Annotated in this window: 16 protein-coding genes; 15 read left to right on the top strand and 1 reads right to left on the bottom strand. The window is 68.8% G+C overall.

Annotated features, from left to right (window positions below; all coding sequences use genetic code 11):
• Positions 1 to 117 precede the first annotated feature (117 nt).
• Entirely contained in the window at positions 118 to 1,272 is a 1,155-nt protein-coding gene (locus H570_RS0106005; protein WP_051176167.1) for a pyridoxal phosphate-dependent aminotransferase, read from the bottom strand.
• Between the two features lie 75 nt (positions 1,273 to 1,347).
• Here H570_RS0106005 and H570_RS0106000 point away from each other — a divergent pair, with 75 nt between their 5' ends.
• From H570_RS0106000 to H570_RS0105930, 15 genes are all read left to right on the top strand, one after another.
• The gene (locus H570_RS0106000; protein ID WP_027079949.1) at positions 1,348 to 1,845 is read left to right on the top strand and encodes a DUF3293 domain-containing protein; all 498 of its coding nucleotides are present in this window, start codon (positions 1,348 to 1,350) and stop codon (positions 1,843 to 1,845) included.
• A gap of 150 nt (positions 1,846 to 1,995) precedes the next feature.
• Positions 1,996 to 2,628: a heme ABC exporter ATP-binding protein CcmA gene (gene ccmA / locus H570_RS0105995; RefSeq protein WP_027079948.1), complete on the top strand. Its 633-nt coding sequence runs from the start codon at positions 1,996 to 1,998 to the stop codon at positions 2,626 to 2,628.
• 493 nt (positions 2,629 to 3,121) lie between these two features.
• Positions 3,122 to 3,793: a heme exporter protein CcmB gene (gene ccmB / locus H570_RS0105990; protein WP_027079947.1), complete on the top strand. Its 672-nt coding sequence runs from the start codon at positions 3,122 to 3,124 to the stop codon at positions 3,791 to 3,793.
• A gap of 240 nt (positions 3,794 to 4,033) precedes the next feature.
• Positions 4,034 to 4,477 (top strand): azurin, encoded by a 444-nt coding sequence (gene azu / locus H570_RS0105985; protein WP_027079946.1) that lies wholly within the window; start codon positions 4,034 to 4,036, stop codon positions 4,475 to 4,477.
• Between the two features lie 282 nt (positions 4,478 to 4,759).
• Positions 4,760 to 5,509 (top strand): heme ABC transporter permease CcmC, encoded by a 750-nt coding sequence (gene ccmC, locus H570_RS0105980; RefSeq protein WP_027079945.1) that lies wholly within the window; start codon positions 4,760 to 4,762, stop codon positions 5,507 to 5,509.
• Complete coding sequence (gene ccmD / locus H570_RS19585) at positions 5,506 to 5,682, top strand: heme exporter protein CcmD (protein ID WP_027079944.1); 177 nt, start codon at positions 5,506 to 5,508, stop codon at positions 5,680 to 5,682. Before ccmC ends, ccmD begins: the two co-directional genes overlap by 4 nt.
• Positions 5,679 to 6,164, top strand: a complete 486-nt coding sequence (ccmE, locus tag H570_RS0105970) for a cytochrome c maturation protein CcmE (protein ID WP_027079943.1) — start codon at positions 5,679 to 5,681, stop codon at positions 6,162 to 6,164. Before ccmD ends, ccmE begins: the two co-directional genes overlap by 4 nt.
• Positions 6,165 to 6,178: 14 nt before the next feature.
• Entirely contained in the window at positions 6,179 to 8,140 is a 1,962-nt protein-coding gene (locus H570_RS0105965) for a heme lyase CcmF/NrfE family subunit (RefSeq protein WP_027079942.1), read from the top strand.
• Positions 8,137 to 8,709, top strand: a complete 573-nt coding sequence (locus H570_RS0105960) for a DsbE family thiol:disulfide interchange protein (protein ID WP_027079941.1) — start codon at positions 8,137 to 8,139, stop codon at positions 8,707 to 8,709. The genes H570_RS0105965 and H570_RS0105960 overlap by 4 nt, the downstream gene beginning before the upstream one ends.
• 56 nt (positions 8,710 to 8,765) lie before the next feature.
• Complete coding sequence (locus H570_RS0105955) at positions 8,766 to 9,173, top strand: cytochrome c-type biogenesis protein (protein WP_027079940.1); 408 nt, start codon at positions 8,766 to 8,768, stop codon at positions 9,171 to 9,173.
• Entirely contained in the window at positions 9,173 to 10,186 is a 1,014-nt protein-coding gene (locus H570_RS0105950; RefSeq protein WP_027079939.1) for a tetratricopeptide repeat protein, read from the top strand. The genes H570_RS0105955 and H570_RS0105950 overlap by 1 nt, the downstream gene beginning before the upstream one ends.
• A 154-nt stretch (positions 10,187 to 10,340) precedes the next feature.
• Positions 10,341 to 11,456 carry a homoserine O-acetyltransferase MetX gene (gene metX / locus H570_RS0105945; protein WP_027079938.1) on the top strand — a complete coding sequence of 372 codons (1,116 nt, stop codon included), beginning with the start codon at positions 10,341 to 10,343 and terminating at the stop codon, positions 11,454 to 11,456.
• Positions 11,457 to 11,603: 147 nt separating this feature from the next.
• Positions 11,604 to 12,200 (top strand): cysteine dioxygenase family protein, encoded by a 597-nt coding sequence (locus H570_RS16610; RefSeq protein WP_036135329.1) that lies wholly within the window; start codon positions 11,604 to 11,606, stop codon positions 12,198 to 12,200.
• A gap of 124 nt (positions 12,201 to 12,324) precedes the next feature.
• Positions 12,325 to 12,984, top strand: a complete 660-nt coding sequence (locus H570_RS16605) for a TetR/AcrR family transcriptional regulator (protein ID WP_051176166.1) — start codon at positions 12,325 to 12,327, stop codon at positions 12,982 to 12,984.
• Between the two features lie 128 nt (positions 12,985 to 13,112).
• The gene (locus H570_RS0105930; protein ID WP_036135327.1) at positions 13,113 to 14,168 is read left to right on the top strand and encodes a DmsE family decaheme c-type cytochrome; all 1,056 of its coding nucleotides are present in this window, start codon (positions 13,113 to 13,115) and stop codon (positions 14,166 to 14,168) included.
• Position 14,169: the final 1 nt, after the last annotated feature.

The following is a 14,169-nucleotide window of genomic DNA, read 5'->3' as shown; positions in this document are numbered from 1 at the left end:
GCGAGGTCTTCACCGGATTATCCGCGATCCACGGGGAAAAGCCCGCCGTTGGTGCCGCTCGTGCAAATGCATCGCGCCCGCCGCCGAACCGGCGAACGCCTGCAGGCGCGGCGTGGCTCAGAGCTTCTGCAGGCGCTCGATTGCCGCGTCCAGGGTCGCGTCGTTCTTGGCAAAGCAAAGCCGCACCAGGCGCTGGCCCGGCGGCGGGGTTTCGTAGAACGGCGACAGCGGGATCGCGGTCACGCCCTTCTCGATCGTCAGCCAGCGGCAGAACTCGAGGTCGTCCAGGTCGCTGACCGCGGAATAGTCCGCCAGCTGGAAGTATCCGCCCGGCACCGGCAACGGCTTGAGTTTCGTGCCCAGCAGCTGCGCGCGGAAGTGATCGCGCTTGGCCTGGTAGAACGCGCCGAGCTGCTCGTAGTGCTCCGGCTCCGCATCGAGCATCTGCGCAAAGGCGTACTGCGCTGGAGCAAAGGTGCAGAACACGTTGTACTGGTGGACCTTGCGGAACTCGGCCGACAGCGCCGGCGGCGCGACGCAGTAGCCGATCTTCCAGCCGGTGCAGTGGTAGGTCTTGCCGAAACTCGAGATCACGAACGCGCGTTCGCGCAGTTCCGGATAGCGCAGCGCCGACTCGTGGCGCGCGCCGTCGAAGACGATGTGCTCGTAGACCTCGTCCGAGAGCAGGAAGATGCCGGTGCCGCGCAGCAGCCCGGCGACGATGTCCATGTCGGCGGCCGACAGCATCGCGCCGGACGGGTTGTGCGGGCTGTTGATCATCAGCATCCGCGTCTTCGGCGAAATTGCATCCTTCACACGCTGCCAGTCCGGCGCGAACGTCACCGGGTCCAGCGGCACGTGCACGGCGCGCGCCCCGGCCAGGTCGATGGCCGGCTCGTAGCAGTCGTAGGCCGGGTCGAGCACGATCACTTCATCGCCGGCCCGGACCACGGCGTGGATGGCATTGAAGATGGCCTCGGTGGCACCGCTGGTCACGGTGATCTCGGCGTCGACGTCCGGTTGGCAGCCGTAAACGCGTTTTGTCTTCGACGCGATCGCCTGGCGCAGCGCCGGTACGCCCGTCATCGGCGCGTACTGATTGTGGCCGTCGCGCATGGCGCGGTCGAGCGCGCCGACCAGGCGCTCGGGCACGGAGAAGTCGGGAAAGCCCTGCCCCAGGTTGACCGCGCCGTGTTCGGCCGCCAGCTGCGACATGGTGGTGAAGATCGTGGTGCCCACTTTCGGCAGCTTGGTATCGATATGCGGGATCATTAGGGTTGTTCCGGAAAAATGCAGATCTTGCACGAACGAGTTTACGGGCCGGCGGGTTTGGGTTAAACAATGACGATGTCGTCCCCCAACTTCGGCGCCGCGCCGATCGCCGACCTCGTGCGCGCCTACCTGGCCGCGGAGTACCGCTGGCAACACAACAGTGACTGGCACGACCTGCACATCGGCCTGCAGGCGCCTGCGCTGGAACTGCTGTTCCCCGACGCCGGGACCTTTGGCCTGCTCTCGGCCTGGAATCCGCATTCGATCGAATGCGCCGAGCTCGACAATCGCGAAGCCGACCGTGCGCTGCACCAGGACCTGGTCGCGACCGGCGCGCCCTTCCTCGCCGCCTTCGCCTCCGCGCCCAACCGCAGCTGGCGCGAACCGAGTTGGGTGGTGATGGGCCTGCCCGTCGAGCGCTTCGACGCGCTGTCGCGCAAGTACGGACAGCTCGGCACGCTGTGGTGGACCACGGGCCGGCCCGGACGCCTGCGCATCGACGCGGCGCGTCCGGACGGGTTCGACGATGACGAACACGTCGACTGGCTGCGGATGGCGATCGACGCGGCATGACCTCGGCGCGTGGGGTCGAAGCTCGTGCGCGATACCGCCTCGAAACGTGTCGCCGGGACTCGTGCGGCTTGGAGCCGGCAGCGCCGACCCGGTAGCATGCCCGTCTGACCCGGCTCCCGGACGGGCAAGCCGACGCCCAGCCCCGACGACATGCCGCACCCTGCCCCCCTGCTCCGCGCCCGAGACCTGCGGTTCACCCGCAACGAGATGCCGGTCTTCGGCCCGCTCGATTTCGATGTCGACGCGGGCGAGGCCCTGCTGGTGCAAGGCGACAACGGCGCCGGCAAGACCACCCTGCTGCGGGTGCTGGCCGGATTGCTTGCCGCCGACGCGGGCGCGATCTCGATCCAGGGCCGGCTCACGTCGCCGGCGTCGCGTGCGGCCACGCTTGCCTACCTGGGCCACCTGCCGGCGCTGAAGGCCGACCTGAGCGCGCTGGAAAACCTCGAATTCCTCTGCGGCCTGCACGGCCGGCGCCCAACCCAGACGCTGGAAGGCGCGATGGCGGTGGTCGGCCTGTCGGGGTTCGAGGATTCGCCGGCACGCCAGTTGTCCGCGGGGCAGAAAAAGCGCCTGTCGCTGGCCCGCCTGTGGCTGTCGCCGGCGCCGCTGTGGCTGCTCGACGAACCCTACGCCAACCTCGACCTGGCCGGCATCGAACTGGTCAACCGCATGGTGCAGGCGCACCTGCGCGAAGGCGGTGCGGCGCTGGTCACCACCCACGGTGCTTACGCCGCCCCGCCGGTGCGCACGCGGCTGCTGACGCTGGAGAAGCGGGCATGAACCGCACCCTCCGAGCCGACCTTCGCGCAGATGCCAACACTGCTTTTGCTTCTGCTTCTGCTCTCGCGTTTGACCTTGCCTTTGCCCTGGCCCCACCGAGGCCCCTCCGAAGCGGCGGCGGCGGCGGACAAGACCTGCAGGGCGCCGCACACGGATGTGCGGCGTTTTCCGCGGGGGCAGGATCCCCCCTCGGAAAATCCCGCCGGCTCGGCGAACCCGGTGCAAAGCGCCGGGCACGCAGGCGGGGTGTGCTTTCCTTGCGCCAGGTTTCCTTGCACAAGCAAAGAAAGGTGGCTCGCGCCGTCACGGCGCGAAACGCTTTTGATGTTGCCTTGATTCCGGGAGCAGGAAAGCAGCTCGCTGCGATCGCCCCCTCATCCGCCCTTCGGGCACCTTCTGCCGCAAGCGGGAGAAGGGCCGAATTGCGCATCCCCGTACCAGAACTGTTCCCTGTTCCCGCAATACCGACGCGTCGCCGTGGGAGCGATCACCGATGATCTGGTCCGCGGCCAGGGCCCTGATCATCCGCGACCTGCACCTGCTCTGGCGCCGTCGCGGCGACGCCCTGCAACCGGCGCTGTTCGCGCTGCTGGTGATCGTGCTGTTCGCGCTCGCGCTGGGCAGCGAAGCGCAGACGCTGGCGAAGGTGGCACCCGGCGTGCTGTGGGTGGCGGTGCTGCTGTCCGGGCTGCTGTCGCTGGACACCCTGTTCCGCGGCGACGCCGAGGACGGCTCGCTGGAACAGTGGATGCTGGCGCCGGTCCCGCTGGCCTGGCTGGTACTGGTGCGCACGCTGACCCACTGGGCGACCACCGCGCTGCCGCTGATCGTGTTCGCACCGCTGCTGGCCGAACTGCTGCATCTGCCGCACGCGCAGTTGCCGGTGCTCTTGACTTCCCTGCTGCTGGGCACGCCGCTGCTGAGCCTGCTGGGCGCGGTGGTCGCGGCGCTCACCGTGGGCATGCGTCGGTCCGGCATCCTGGTCGCGCTGCTGGCGCTGCCGCTGTACGTACCGGTGCTGGTGTTCGCGGCCGGCAGCGTCGCGGCCGGCGCGCAGGGGCTTGACCCGACCGGCGGCCTGCTCTTCCTCGCGGCCGGGCTGGTGCTGGCGCTGGTGCTGGCACCGCTGGCAACCGCTGCGGCGCTGCGCATCGCCCACGCTTGAGCCAGATCAGCGCGTCGGCGTTCTCGCTGGCTGTCCCCGGGCAGCCGGGCGAAGGCGTCGCAACCCGCGGTTTCATCGGTCCGCTCGGGGGCGTACGCGAGCCGTTGCCCGGGCCCTGGAGCCTCCCGCCGCCAGGCAGCGCGGCACCGGCCCGATTGGATATGAAGCGTAATAGATATTATCTTAGCGTCCGGAGCGCTCTACTCCACGTCGTTCCCCACCCCACGAGAGGTCCTCCCCATGATCCGCAACTTCCTGGCGGCCGCCGCACTGCTCGCGCTGGCACCCTCCGCATTCGCGGCCACCTGCTCGGCAACCATCGAGGGCAGTGATGCGATGAAGTACAACGTTTCCAACATCGACATCAGCAAGAGCTGCAAGACGTTCACCATCACCCTCAAGCACAGCGGCAAGATGGCCAAGAACGTGATGGGCCACAACGTCGTCATTGCCAAGGCCGCCGACATGAAGGGCATCGATGCCGACGGCATGAAGGCCGGGCTGGCCAGCGATTACGTCAAGGCCGGCGATGCGCGCGTGGTCGCCCACAGCAAGGTGGTCGGCGGCGGCGAAAGCACCTCGTTCACCGTGCCGGTGGCCAAGCTGGGCAGCGGATACTCGTTTTTCTGCAGCTTCCCGGGGCATTCGGCGCTGATGAAGGGCACGATCACGCTCGTTCCCTGAGCGGTGCCCGCTGGCCGGCCCGCGGGCGTGGCCGCCGCGCGCTGCGCGCCGCCTGCAAGCTCTGCGTTCCGCCGCAGTCCGGCTTGCCCATCGGGCAAGCTGGACCAGTCGAACGCCTTGGAGGGCGACGGTACTGGTATCCTCGCCTGTCGCAGTTGCGATCCGATGCGCACGGGAGCCTGGGCACGCACGCCGCGCCGCCGGCTGCCCCGCGCGACATCCGAACGCCACCGCGGCCCGCAACCCGTTTCGACCTGATCGACCCTCGATGAACCCCCTCGCATGAATCGGTTGTTCCGCTGGTTCCACCAACTCGGTTCGCCGCCGTACTTCGACCGCTTTGCCGCGCGCTGGACGCCCTGGGCCTACGGCGTCGGGCTGCTGGTGATGGCATGGGGCATCTGGCAGGGCCTGTTCGTGGTGCCGGCCGATTATCAGCAGGGCGACAGCTTCCGCATCCTCTACGTCCACGTGCCCAGCGCCTGGATGAGCCTGGCGGTGTTCGCGCTGATGGCGGTGTACGCCGCGATCGCGCTGGTCTGGCGGATCAAGCTGTGCGAGATCCTGGCCATGGCCTGCGCGCCGATCGGCGCCGGCTTCACCTTCATCACCCTGGCCACCGGTTCGATCTGGGGCAAGCCGATGTGGGGCACATGGTGGGACTGGGACCCGCGCCTGACCACCGAGCTGGTGCTGCTGTTCCTGTACCTGGGGATCATCGGCCTGTACCACGCGATCGACGACCGCCGCGCCGCGGCGCGCGCCGCCGGCCTGCTGGCCGTCGTCGGCGTGGTGCTGCTGCCGGTGATCCGCTATTCGGTCGACTGGTGGAATTCACTGCACCAGGGCCAGACGATCAGCCTGCTGGGCGAGTCGAAGATGGACCCGAGCATGCTGCCGCCGCTGCTGGCGATGGTGATCGGCACGCACATCTGGTTCGTCGGCTCGCTGCTGGCGCGTGCACGCGCCGACAACCTGTGGCGCGAGTCCGGCAAGGACTGGGTGCGCAAGCTGGGCGAGGCACCGCGATGAGCTACCAGAACTACGTGATCGCCGCCTACCTGGTCTTCGCCGCGGTGCTGCTGTGGGACTACGTCGCCCCGCGCATCCGCGTCCGGCAGCTGCTGCGATCCGCGCGCCTGCTGGCCGCGCGCCGTGCCGCCGCTTCTTCTTCCGATACTCCTGCAGGCGACCTGCCCCGATGAACCCGATCCGCAAGCGCCGTCTCTGGATGATCCTCGCCCTGGTGGTCGCCGCCGCAATCGCGGCCACGCTGGTCGCACTGGCCCTGCAGCGCAACGTCGCCTACCTGTACACGCCGGCCGAAGTGCTGGGCGGCACGGCCGGCGAAAGCGTCGCCTCGGGCGAAGCCAAGTTCCGCCTCGGCGGCATGGTCGCCGAGCATTCGCTCAAGCGCGCCGACGGCTCGCTGCAGGTGCATTTCAGCGTCACCGACGGCGATGCGCAGATGCCGGTGGTCTACACCGGCATCCTCCCCGACCTGTTCCGCGAGAACCAGGCGGTGATCGCCACCGGCCGCATGCAGGGCGACACCTTCGTCGCCGAGCAGGTGCTGGCCAAGCACGACGAAACCTACGTGCCCAAGGAAGTCGCCGACAAGATGGGCCTGGCCCACCAGAAGCACGGCGTGCAGACGCCTGCCGACACGCCGCCGGAAACGCGCTGATGGCGCCCATGCAGATGCTTCCCGAACTGGGACAGGTCGCGCTGGCCCTGGCGCTGCTGGTCGCGCTGCTGCAGGCGGCGCTGCCACTGGCCGGCGCGCAGCGCGGCAAGGCGTCGTGGATGGCGGTCGCGCGCCCCGCGGCGTTCGCGCAGGCGCTGCTGGTGCTGTGCGCGTTCGTGGTGCTGACCGTTGCGTTCGTGATGCAGGACTTCTCGGTGCGCTACGTGGCCGAGAACTCCAATTCGCTGCTGCCGGTGATCTATCGCTACACCGCCGTGTGGGGGTCGCACGAGGGCTCGCTGCTGCTGTGGGCGCTGATCCTCGCCGCCTGGACCGCGGTGGTGGCAGAGTTCTCGCGCAAGCTTCCCGATGAAGTGGTGGCGCGCGTGCTCGGAATCATGGGGCTGGTCAGCGTCGGCTTCCTGTCGTTCCTGATCTTCACCTCCAATCCGTTCTTGCGCCTGCTGCCGGCGGCGGTGGAAGGTCGCGACCTCAACCCGCTGCTGCAGGACCCGGGGATGATCATCCATCCGCCGATGCTGTACCTGGGCTACGTCGGCTTCGTGGTGCCGTTCGCCTTCGCGGTCGCGGCGCTGATCGACGGCCGCATGGACGCGCGCTGGCTGCGCTGGACGCGGCCGTGGACCAACATCGCCTGGGGCTTCCTCACGCTCGGCATCGCGCTGGGGTCGTGGTGGGCGTACTACGAGCTGGGCTGGGGCGGCTGGTGGTTCTGGGATCCGGTCGAGAACGCCAGCTTCATGCCGTGGCTGGTCGGCGCGGCGCTGCTGCATTCTCAGGCGGTCACCGAGAAGCGCGGCAGCTTCCGCGGCTGGACGGTGCTGCTGGCGATCGCCGCGTTCTCGCTGTCGCTGCTGGGTACGTTCCTGGTGCGTTCGGGCGTGCTGACCAGCGTGCACGCCTTCGCTGCGGATCCCGCGCGCGGGCTGTTCATCCTGATCTTCCTGTCCATCGTGATCGGCGGCTCGCTGCTGCTGTACGCGCTGCGTGCGCCGCGTTTCGAACAAGGCGCTCCGTTCGCCGCGAGTTCACGCGAAACCCTGCTGCTGGCCAACAACCTGCTGCTGGTCAGTGCCTGCGGCATGGTGCTGCTGGGCACGCTGTATCCGCTGCTGGCGGACGCGCTGGACCTGGGCAAGATCTCGGTCGGCCCGCCCTACTTCGGCTTCCTGTTCGTGCTGCTGATGACGCCGCTGGTGCTGCTGCTGCCATTCGGGCCGCTGACACGCTGGCAGCGCGAGCAGCCGTCGAAGCCGCTGGCCATGCTGGCGCCGTGGGCGATCCTTGCGCTGGTGCTGGGCGTGGTGGCGTTCTTCGTTGCCCCGCAGGGGCCGTGGAAGACCGCTGCCGGCGTTGCCGGTTCGGCGTGGATCCTGTTGGGCACCGGGCGTTTCGCCTGGACACGCCTGCGTGGCAACGGCCGCTTCACGCCCGAGATGATGGGCATGACCCTGGCGCATACCGGCATCGCGGTGTTCCTCGCCGGCGCACTGCTGGTCGAGGCGCAGAACGTGCAGAGCGAACTGGCGATGAAGCCGGGGCAGACCGTTGAGCTGGCCGGCTACGCGTTCCGCTTCGAGGGCGTGGAGGAAACGCAGGGGCCGAACTACATTTCCGACCTCGGCCGCGTGCAACTGCTGCGTGACGGCAAGCCGCTCGCGCTGCTGCACCCGGAGAAGCGCGCCTATGCCAGCGGCGGCCAGGTAATGACCGAGGCCGGCATCCACGCCGGCCTGTTCGGGGACGTCTACGTCGCGCTGGGCGAACCGCTGGGCGCCGCCGATGATCCGGACCGCGCCGCCGGCGACTGGGCCGTGCGCCTGCACATCAAGCCATTCGTGCGCTGGATCTGGCTGGGCGCGGCGCTGATGGCGCTGGGCGCCTTCGTCACCGCCGTCGACCGGCGCTTCCGGGCAAAACCCGCGGCAACCGACACCACGCGGAGGCATGCATGAACGCCCCCGCCGGCCGCCGCGGCCCGGGCCTCGCCGTCATCATCGGCGCGCTGTGCTTCCTGGGTTTCCTCGCGCTGCTGTTCTACGGCGTGAACCAGTCCGGCCGCGGCGACCGCGAGGCCCTGCCCTCGCCGCTGATCGGCAAGCCGGCGCCGGAGTTCGCGCTGCCGCTGCTGCACGAGCCGGGCCGGCTGGTGACGTCGAAGGAACTGCTCGACGCGCCCTACCTGCTCAACGTCTGGGGCAGTTGGTGCCCGGAATGCCGGGTCGAGCACCCGGTGATGACGCGCTTCGCGCTGACCAAGCGCGTGCGCGTGCTCGGCTACAACCTCAAGGATGAACCAGAGGATGCGCTGCGCTGGCTGGAGCAGTTCGGCAATCCCTACATGCTGGTGCTGACCGACCGCGACGGCCGCGCGGCGATCGACTGGGGCATCTACGGCGCACCGGAAACCTTCCTCGTCGACGCCAAGGGCATCGTGCGCTGGAAGCACGTGGGCGCGCTGGACGACACGATCATCGATGGCGAGCTGCTTCCCCTGCTCGAACAGCTGGAGGCCGGCAAGTGAGCCGCGCCGCGCACTGGGCGCTGGCATGCGCACTGGCGTTCGGGCCGGTACTTGCGCTGGCACCGGCAGGCACCGCGACCGCACAGGCATCGACGAATGTCGCGCCGCTGCAGTTCCGCGATGCCGCCGAGGAAACCCGCTTCCACCACCTGACCAGCGAACTGCGCTGCGTGATGTGCCAGAACCAGTCGCTGGCCGATTCCAACGCGCAGATCGCGCACGACCTGAGGCGCGAAGTCCTGGACCTGATGCACCAGGGCAAGAGCGACGACGAGGTGGTCGCGTTCCTGGTCGCGCGCTACGGCGAGTTCGTGCGCTACAAGCCGGCGGTGGAACCGGCAACGTGGCTGCTGTGGTTCGGGCCGGCCCTGCTGCTGCTCGGCGGCGGAATCGCGGTGGCGCGCGTCGTGCGCGCGCGCTCGCGGCGCGAAGTCCCCGCGCCCAGTGAAGACCAGGAGTGGTGATGGCAGTCTTCGTCGCAATCGCGGTGCTGCTGACGGTGGCGGTGTTCGCGGCCGTGCTCTGGCCGCTGTGGCGCGAGTCGCGCGGCGTCGCGCTCGGCGCGGTGCTCGTTTTCAGCCTCGCGGCACTGGGCATCTACGAACTGGTCGGCACGCCGGCGGCGATCAACGCACCCGCGCCCGCCGCGATGCCGCGTTCGATGGAAGAGGCGGTCGTGCAGCTCAAGGCCGAGCTCGAGCGCCATCCCGAGCGCGCCGACGGCTGGCAGCTGCTGGCCCGCTCGTACGAGATGCTCGACCGCCGTCCCGAGGCGCGCGAAGCCTACGCGCGCGCGCTCAAGCTGACGCCGGACGACCCCGACCTGCTGGTGCAGGCCGCGCAGGCGCGACTGTTCGCCGATCCGGGCAAGAAGATCGACGCCGAGGCTGTCGCGATGCTGCGGCGCGCGCTCGAACTGCAGCCGCAGCAGCAGCGCGCGCAATGGTTCCTCGGGGTCTGGCAGCGCCAGGAAGGGCGGCCTGCGGAAGCGGCGCAGACCTGGGAGCCGCTGCTGGCGCAGGTGGACGCGGCCACCGCCAAGACCCTGCGCGTTCAGATCGACGCCGCGCGCAAGGATGCCGGCCAGCCGCCGCTGCCCGCCGCCGAAGCGCCGGCTGCGGTTGCAGGCGCCAACGCGCTGGCCGTGAAGGTTTCGCTCGATCCCGACTTCGCCGCGCGCGTGCGCCTGCGAGGCGACGCCAGCGTGTTCGTCATCGCACGCGTGCCCGACGGCCCGCCGATGCCGGTCGCCGCGGAGAAGCATTCGCTGCAGGATTTGCCGCTGACGGTCACGCTCGACGATGCAGACAGTCCGATGCCGACGCAGAAGCTGTCGTCGCTGAAGGAAGTCGAGGTGTTCGCGCGCCTGTCCAGCAGCGGCGAGGCGACGCGCCAGGATGGCGACATCGATTCGAAGCCGGTGCGCGTGAAGCTGCCGGCGACCGCCCCCGTCGAACTGGTGATCGGCGCGAAATAGCAGCGCTTGCCGCAGGAGCGGCTCCAGCCGCGAGCTTTTGATCCTCAGCGCCGACCGAAAAGCTCGCGGCTTCCGCCGCTCCTACACCGCTCCTGCGCCACTCCTGCAAGCGCCGGCGACGCCTGGGAATCGTTGCCCGGCTACACTTGCGCGCATGACCGAATTCATTCCGCCCGGCACACGCTGGGTCGACCTGCCCTCGCCGTTCCCGATGAAACGCGGCGGCGAGCTGCATGGCGCACGCATCGCCTACGAGACCTGGGGCGCGCCCGACGCCGCGGGCGACAACACGCTGCTGATCCTCACCGGACTGTCGCCCGATGCCCACGCGGCGGCCAATGAGGGCAATCCCGCGCCCGGCTGGTGGGAGGCGATGCTCGGTCCGGGCAAGCCGATCGACACGAACCGCTGGCACGTGGTCTGCGTCAACGCGCTGGGCAGTTGCAAGGGTTCGACCGGGCCGGCGTCGGTCAACCCGGGAACGGGGCAGCCCTATCGGCTCGCATTCCCGGAGCTGTCCATCGAGGATGGCGCCGACGCCGCGCATGCGGTGCTCCACGCGCTGGGCATCGAGCGGCTTGCCTGCGTGATCGGCAACTCGATGGGCGGCATGAACGCGCTGGCCTTCCTCGCCCGCCACCCGGGCATCGCCCGCAGCCACGTCAACATCTCCGGCGCCGCGCGCGCGCTTCCGTTCTCGATCGCGATCCGCTCGCTGCAGCGCGAGGCGATCCGCCTCGACCCGAAGTGGAACGAAGGCAACTACGACGAAGCCAGCTACCCGGAAAGCGGGATGCGCATGGCACGCAAGCTTGGCGTGATCACCTACCGCTCGGCGCTGGAATGGGACGGCCGCTTCGGCAGGGTGCGGCTGGATTCCGACCGCCGCGACGGCGAGGATCCGTTCGGGCTGGAGTTCGAAGTCGAAAGCTACCTCGAAGGCCACGCCCGGCGTTTCGTGCACAACTTCGACCCCAACTGCTACCTGTACCTGAGCCGTTCGATGGACTGGTACGACATCGGCGAATCATGCGGCGGCACCGTCGACGAGGGCCTGGCCCGGATCCGGGTGGAGAAAGCGCTGGCCATCGGCGTGCACACCGACATCCTGTTCCCCCTGCAGCAGCAGCAGCAGATCGCCGACGGCCTGCGCGCGGGCGGCGCGCAATCGCACTTCCTGCCGCTGGAATCGCCGCAGGGCCACGACGCCTTCCTGGTCGATTTCGACCGCTTCGGCCCCGCGGTGTCCGGCTTCCTCGATTCGCTATAGGCCGGAGCTGCGCACCCGACGCGCCCTTGGCAATCGCTGCTCCCGCATCCGGCGTTTCCCGGGTTTCCGGGGCACGGGGAGCAGCCCCGGCCTGTGCCGGCGAAGACCGGGGAAATGCATTCTTCCGGCGCGCTAGAATGGCCGGCAATGAACGCCAATGCCTCGACCGACCTTGCCTTCCCCGGCCGCGACAAGCTGATCGCCGCCGTCGACACCGCCCTGGCCGGACACGACGAACATGCGGTCACCTCCGCGCTGCGCAACAGCATGTGCACGCTGATCCGCGATCGCGACGTGCACCTGCCCGATTGTGTCTTCGACCCGATCGACGACCACTACGCGCGGCGCGAACTGTATCGAAGCGCGGAACACGGCTACAGCGTGGTGGCGATGACCTGGGCGCCCGGACAGGGCACGCCGATCCACGACCACTGCGGCCTGTGGTGCGTCGAAGGCGTCTGGAATGGCGAACTGGAGATCACCCAGTACGAACTGCTCGAGCGCGACGGCGATCGCTTCCGCTTCCGCGCCGCCGGCGGCATGCATGCGGGCCCCGGCAGCGCCGGCAGCCTGATCCCGCCGCACGAATACCACACCATCACCAACGCCAGCGACGACAAGGTGGCGATCTCGCTGCATATCTACAAGGCGCCGATGGAGAACTGCTCGAAGTTCGAGCCGCAGACGGACGAATGGTTCCTGCGCGTCGACAGCACGCTGCAGACCGACAACGCGCCCGCCTGACCGATCGATCGTTCCAGGGGCATGCCCGCCGGCAGGCGGGCGGATGCCACCAACGTGGCCACTTCCGGCCCATGCAACCACCGCTAACCCGATACCTTCCATGCCCAATCCGACAGCTTCGTCCATGCATCCGACCGAGCGGGAGCAGGCGCCGTTCCGGTCGCGCCCGGAGGTGGAATTGTGCCGGCGCGGCGAACTGCGCAGCGAGCGCTTCCTCGACGCGGCTACCGATGCCTTCATCGAGAAAGGCTACCGTCGCGCGTCGCTCAGCGAGATCGTCGGGCGCGCAGGCGGCTCGATGTCCACCCTCTATCGCGCCTTCGGCGACAAGCAGGGCCTGGCGCACGCGATCATCGAGCGCCACATGTCGATCGTCACCGAGCGCCTGCAGGACCTGAGCCTGTCCGGGCTGCCGCCCGAGACTGCGCTGCTGCAGGTCGGCGAAAGCATTCTTGACGCCAGCATCAGCCGCGAATCGCTGCTCGTGCATCGCATCGTGATCGGCGAAGGCCGCGATTTCCCGGATCTGCGCGACTGGTTCTTCAACAACGCGGTGCTGCCGGCGCAGGCGATCCTGACCGACTACCTGGAACAGGAGATCGCTGCCGGCCGCCTTGCGCTGCGCGCGCCGGCGGTCGCCTCCAGCCAGTTCTTCATGATGATCTTCGGGGAAATGATAATTCGCGTGGCCAGCGGCAACCAGGCCAACCCGGACCCGGTGATCGCGCGCGAGGAAGCCCGCGCGGCCGTCGACCTGTTCCTGCACGGCGCGCTGCCCCGCTGACCCTCGGCCCGGTGCCCGCGGCCCGGGCTTGACGCCCGCGGCCCGAGCCTGCACTCTCGGCGTAACGAAGATTACGCCCCTCGGCACGCCAGCAGTCCGGCCAGCCAGGCGCATTGGGGAAGGGAACGATGCGGGTCTTCATAGCCATTGGCTTGGCCACAGCGGGCGTCTTTGCGATCGCAGCATCGCTGGCGCCGATTGCCGCACAGGAAAGCGCATCCGCGGCCGCCCCCTATCAACTCCCGCCCACCCACTTCGGCAGCGAGAATCCGCAGGCAGTCCACGGCTTCGACGCCGCACCGGGCTTCGCCGACGCGCCCGTGCCCAAGAACCCGCTTGCGCCTGATGCCAAGGTCGTCGGCCAGCAGACCTGCACCGCCTGCCACAGCAAGGAAAGCCAGACCTTCGCCCACACCACGCATGCGCTGGGCATGCAGGTCGCCTTCACCGCCAATCCCGATACCGCCACCTGCGAGGCTTGCCACGGCCCGGGCTCGACCCATGCGCAGAACCCCGCGCAAGCCGGCGCGATCATTGCCTTCACCAAGGACGGCGGCACCCCGGTCAAGACGCAGGCCGAAAGCTGCCTCGGCTGCCACGCCGGCGGCCCGCGCGACCACTGGCTGGGCTCGATCCACCAGCGCAACCAGCTGTCGTGCAGCGACTGCCACAACCCGATGGCGCAGTTCTCCGGCGAGGGCCTGCAAGCCAGGCAGTCGATCAACGAAACCTGCGCCACCTGCCACAAGGACATCCGCCAGCAGTTCAACCGCCGATCGCACATGCCCCTGCCCGAAGGCCAGATGGCCTGCGTGGATTGCCACAACCCGCACGGCACCATCAATGTCGCGTTGCTGAAGACCGATACGGTCAACGAGACCTGCTACCAGTGCCACGCCGAGAAGCGCGGCCCGTTCCTGTTCGAACACGCACCGGTGCGCGAGAACTGCCTCAACTGCCACACGCCGCACGGTTCCAACCAGCACGCGCTGCTGGTGGCACCGGTGCCGATGCTGTGCCAGCAATGCCATTCGCACACGCGCCACCCCAACGACATGTTCAACGAACAGATGCTCGGCAATGCGATGGCGCCGGACGAGCGCCTGATGGGTCGTGGCTGCCTGACGTGCCACTCCCAGATCCACGGTTCCAACAACCCGGCGGGCCCGCGGTTCCACAAGTAGG

Origin of the sequence: Luteimonas mephitis DSM 12574 (assembly GCF_000422305.1) — a bacterium.
Lineage (GTDB): Bacteria > Pseudomonadota > Gammaproteobacteria > Xanthomonadales > Xanthomonadaceae > Luteimonas > Luteimonas mephitis.
This window is presented reverse-complemented; position numbering and strand designations above follow the sequence as displayed.

Excerpts from the sequence above, each read along its gene's own strand:
- H570_RS0106005 (WP_051176167.1), bottom strand. The coding sequence starts at position 1,272 with ATGATCCCGCATATCGATACCAAGCTGCCGAAAGTGGGCACCACGATC.
- H570_RS0106000 (WP_027079949.1), top strand. The coding sequence starts at position 1,348 with ATGTCGTCCCCCAACTTCGGCGCCGCGCCGATCGCCGACCTCGTGCGC.
- ccmA (WP_027079948.1), top strand. The coding sequence starts at position 1,996 with ATGCCGCACCCTGCCCCCCTGCTCCGCGCCCGAGACCTGCGGTTCACC.
- ccmB (WP_027079947.1), top strand. The coding sequence starts at position 3,122 with ATGATCTGGTCCGCGGCCAGGGCCCTGATCATCCGCGACCTGCACCTG.
- azu (WP_027079946.1), top strand. The coding sequence starts at position 4,034 with ATGATCCGCAACTTCCTGGCGGCCGCCGCACTGCTCGCGCTGGCACCC.
- ccmC (WP_027079945.1), top strand. The coding sequence starts at position 4,760 with ATGAATCGGTTGTTCCGCTGGTTCCACCAACTCGGTTCGCCGCCGTAC.
- ccmD (WP_027079944.1), top strand. The coding sequence starts at position 5,506 with ATGAGCTACCAGAACTACGTGATCGCCGCCTACCTGGTCTTCGCCGCG.
- ccmE (WP_027079943.1), top strand. The coding sequence starts at position 5,679 with ATGAACCCGATCCGCAAGCGCCGTCTCTGGATGATCCTCGCCCTGGTG.
- H570_RS0105965 (WP_027079942.1), top strand. The coding sequence starts at position 6,179 with ATGCTTCCCGAACTGGGACAGGTCGCGCTGGCCCTGGCGCTGCTGGTC.
- H570_RS0105960 (WP_027079941.1), top strand. The coding sequence starts at position 8,137 with ATGAACGCCCCCGCCGGCCGCCGCGGCCCGGGCCTCGCCGTCATCATC.
- H570_RS0105950 (WP_027079939.1), top strand. The coding sequence starts at position 9,173 with ATGGCAGTCTTCGTCGCAATCGCGGTGCTGCTGACGGTGGCGGTGTTC.
- metX (WP_027079938.1), top strand. The coding sequence starts at position 10,341 with ATGACCGAATTCATTCCGCCCGGCACACGCTGGGTCGACCTGCCCTCG.
- H570_RS16610 (WP_036135329.1), top strand. The coding sequence starts at position 11,604 with ATGAACGCCAATGCCTCGACCGACCTTGCCTTCCCCGGCCGCGACAAG.
- H570_RS16605 (WP_051176166.1), top strand. The coding sequence starts at position 12,325 with ATGCATCCGACCGAGCGGGAGCAGGCGCCGTTCCGGTCGCGCCCGGAG.
- H570_RS0105930 (WP_036135327.1), top strand. The coding sequence starts at position 13,113 with ATGCGGGTCTTCATAGCCATTGGCTTGGCCACAGCGGGCGTCTTTGCG.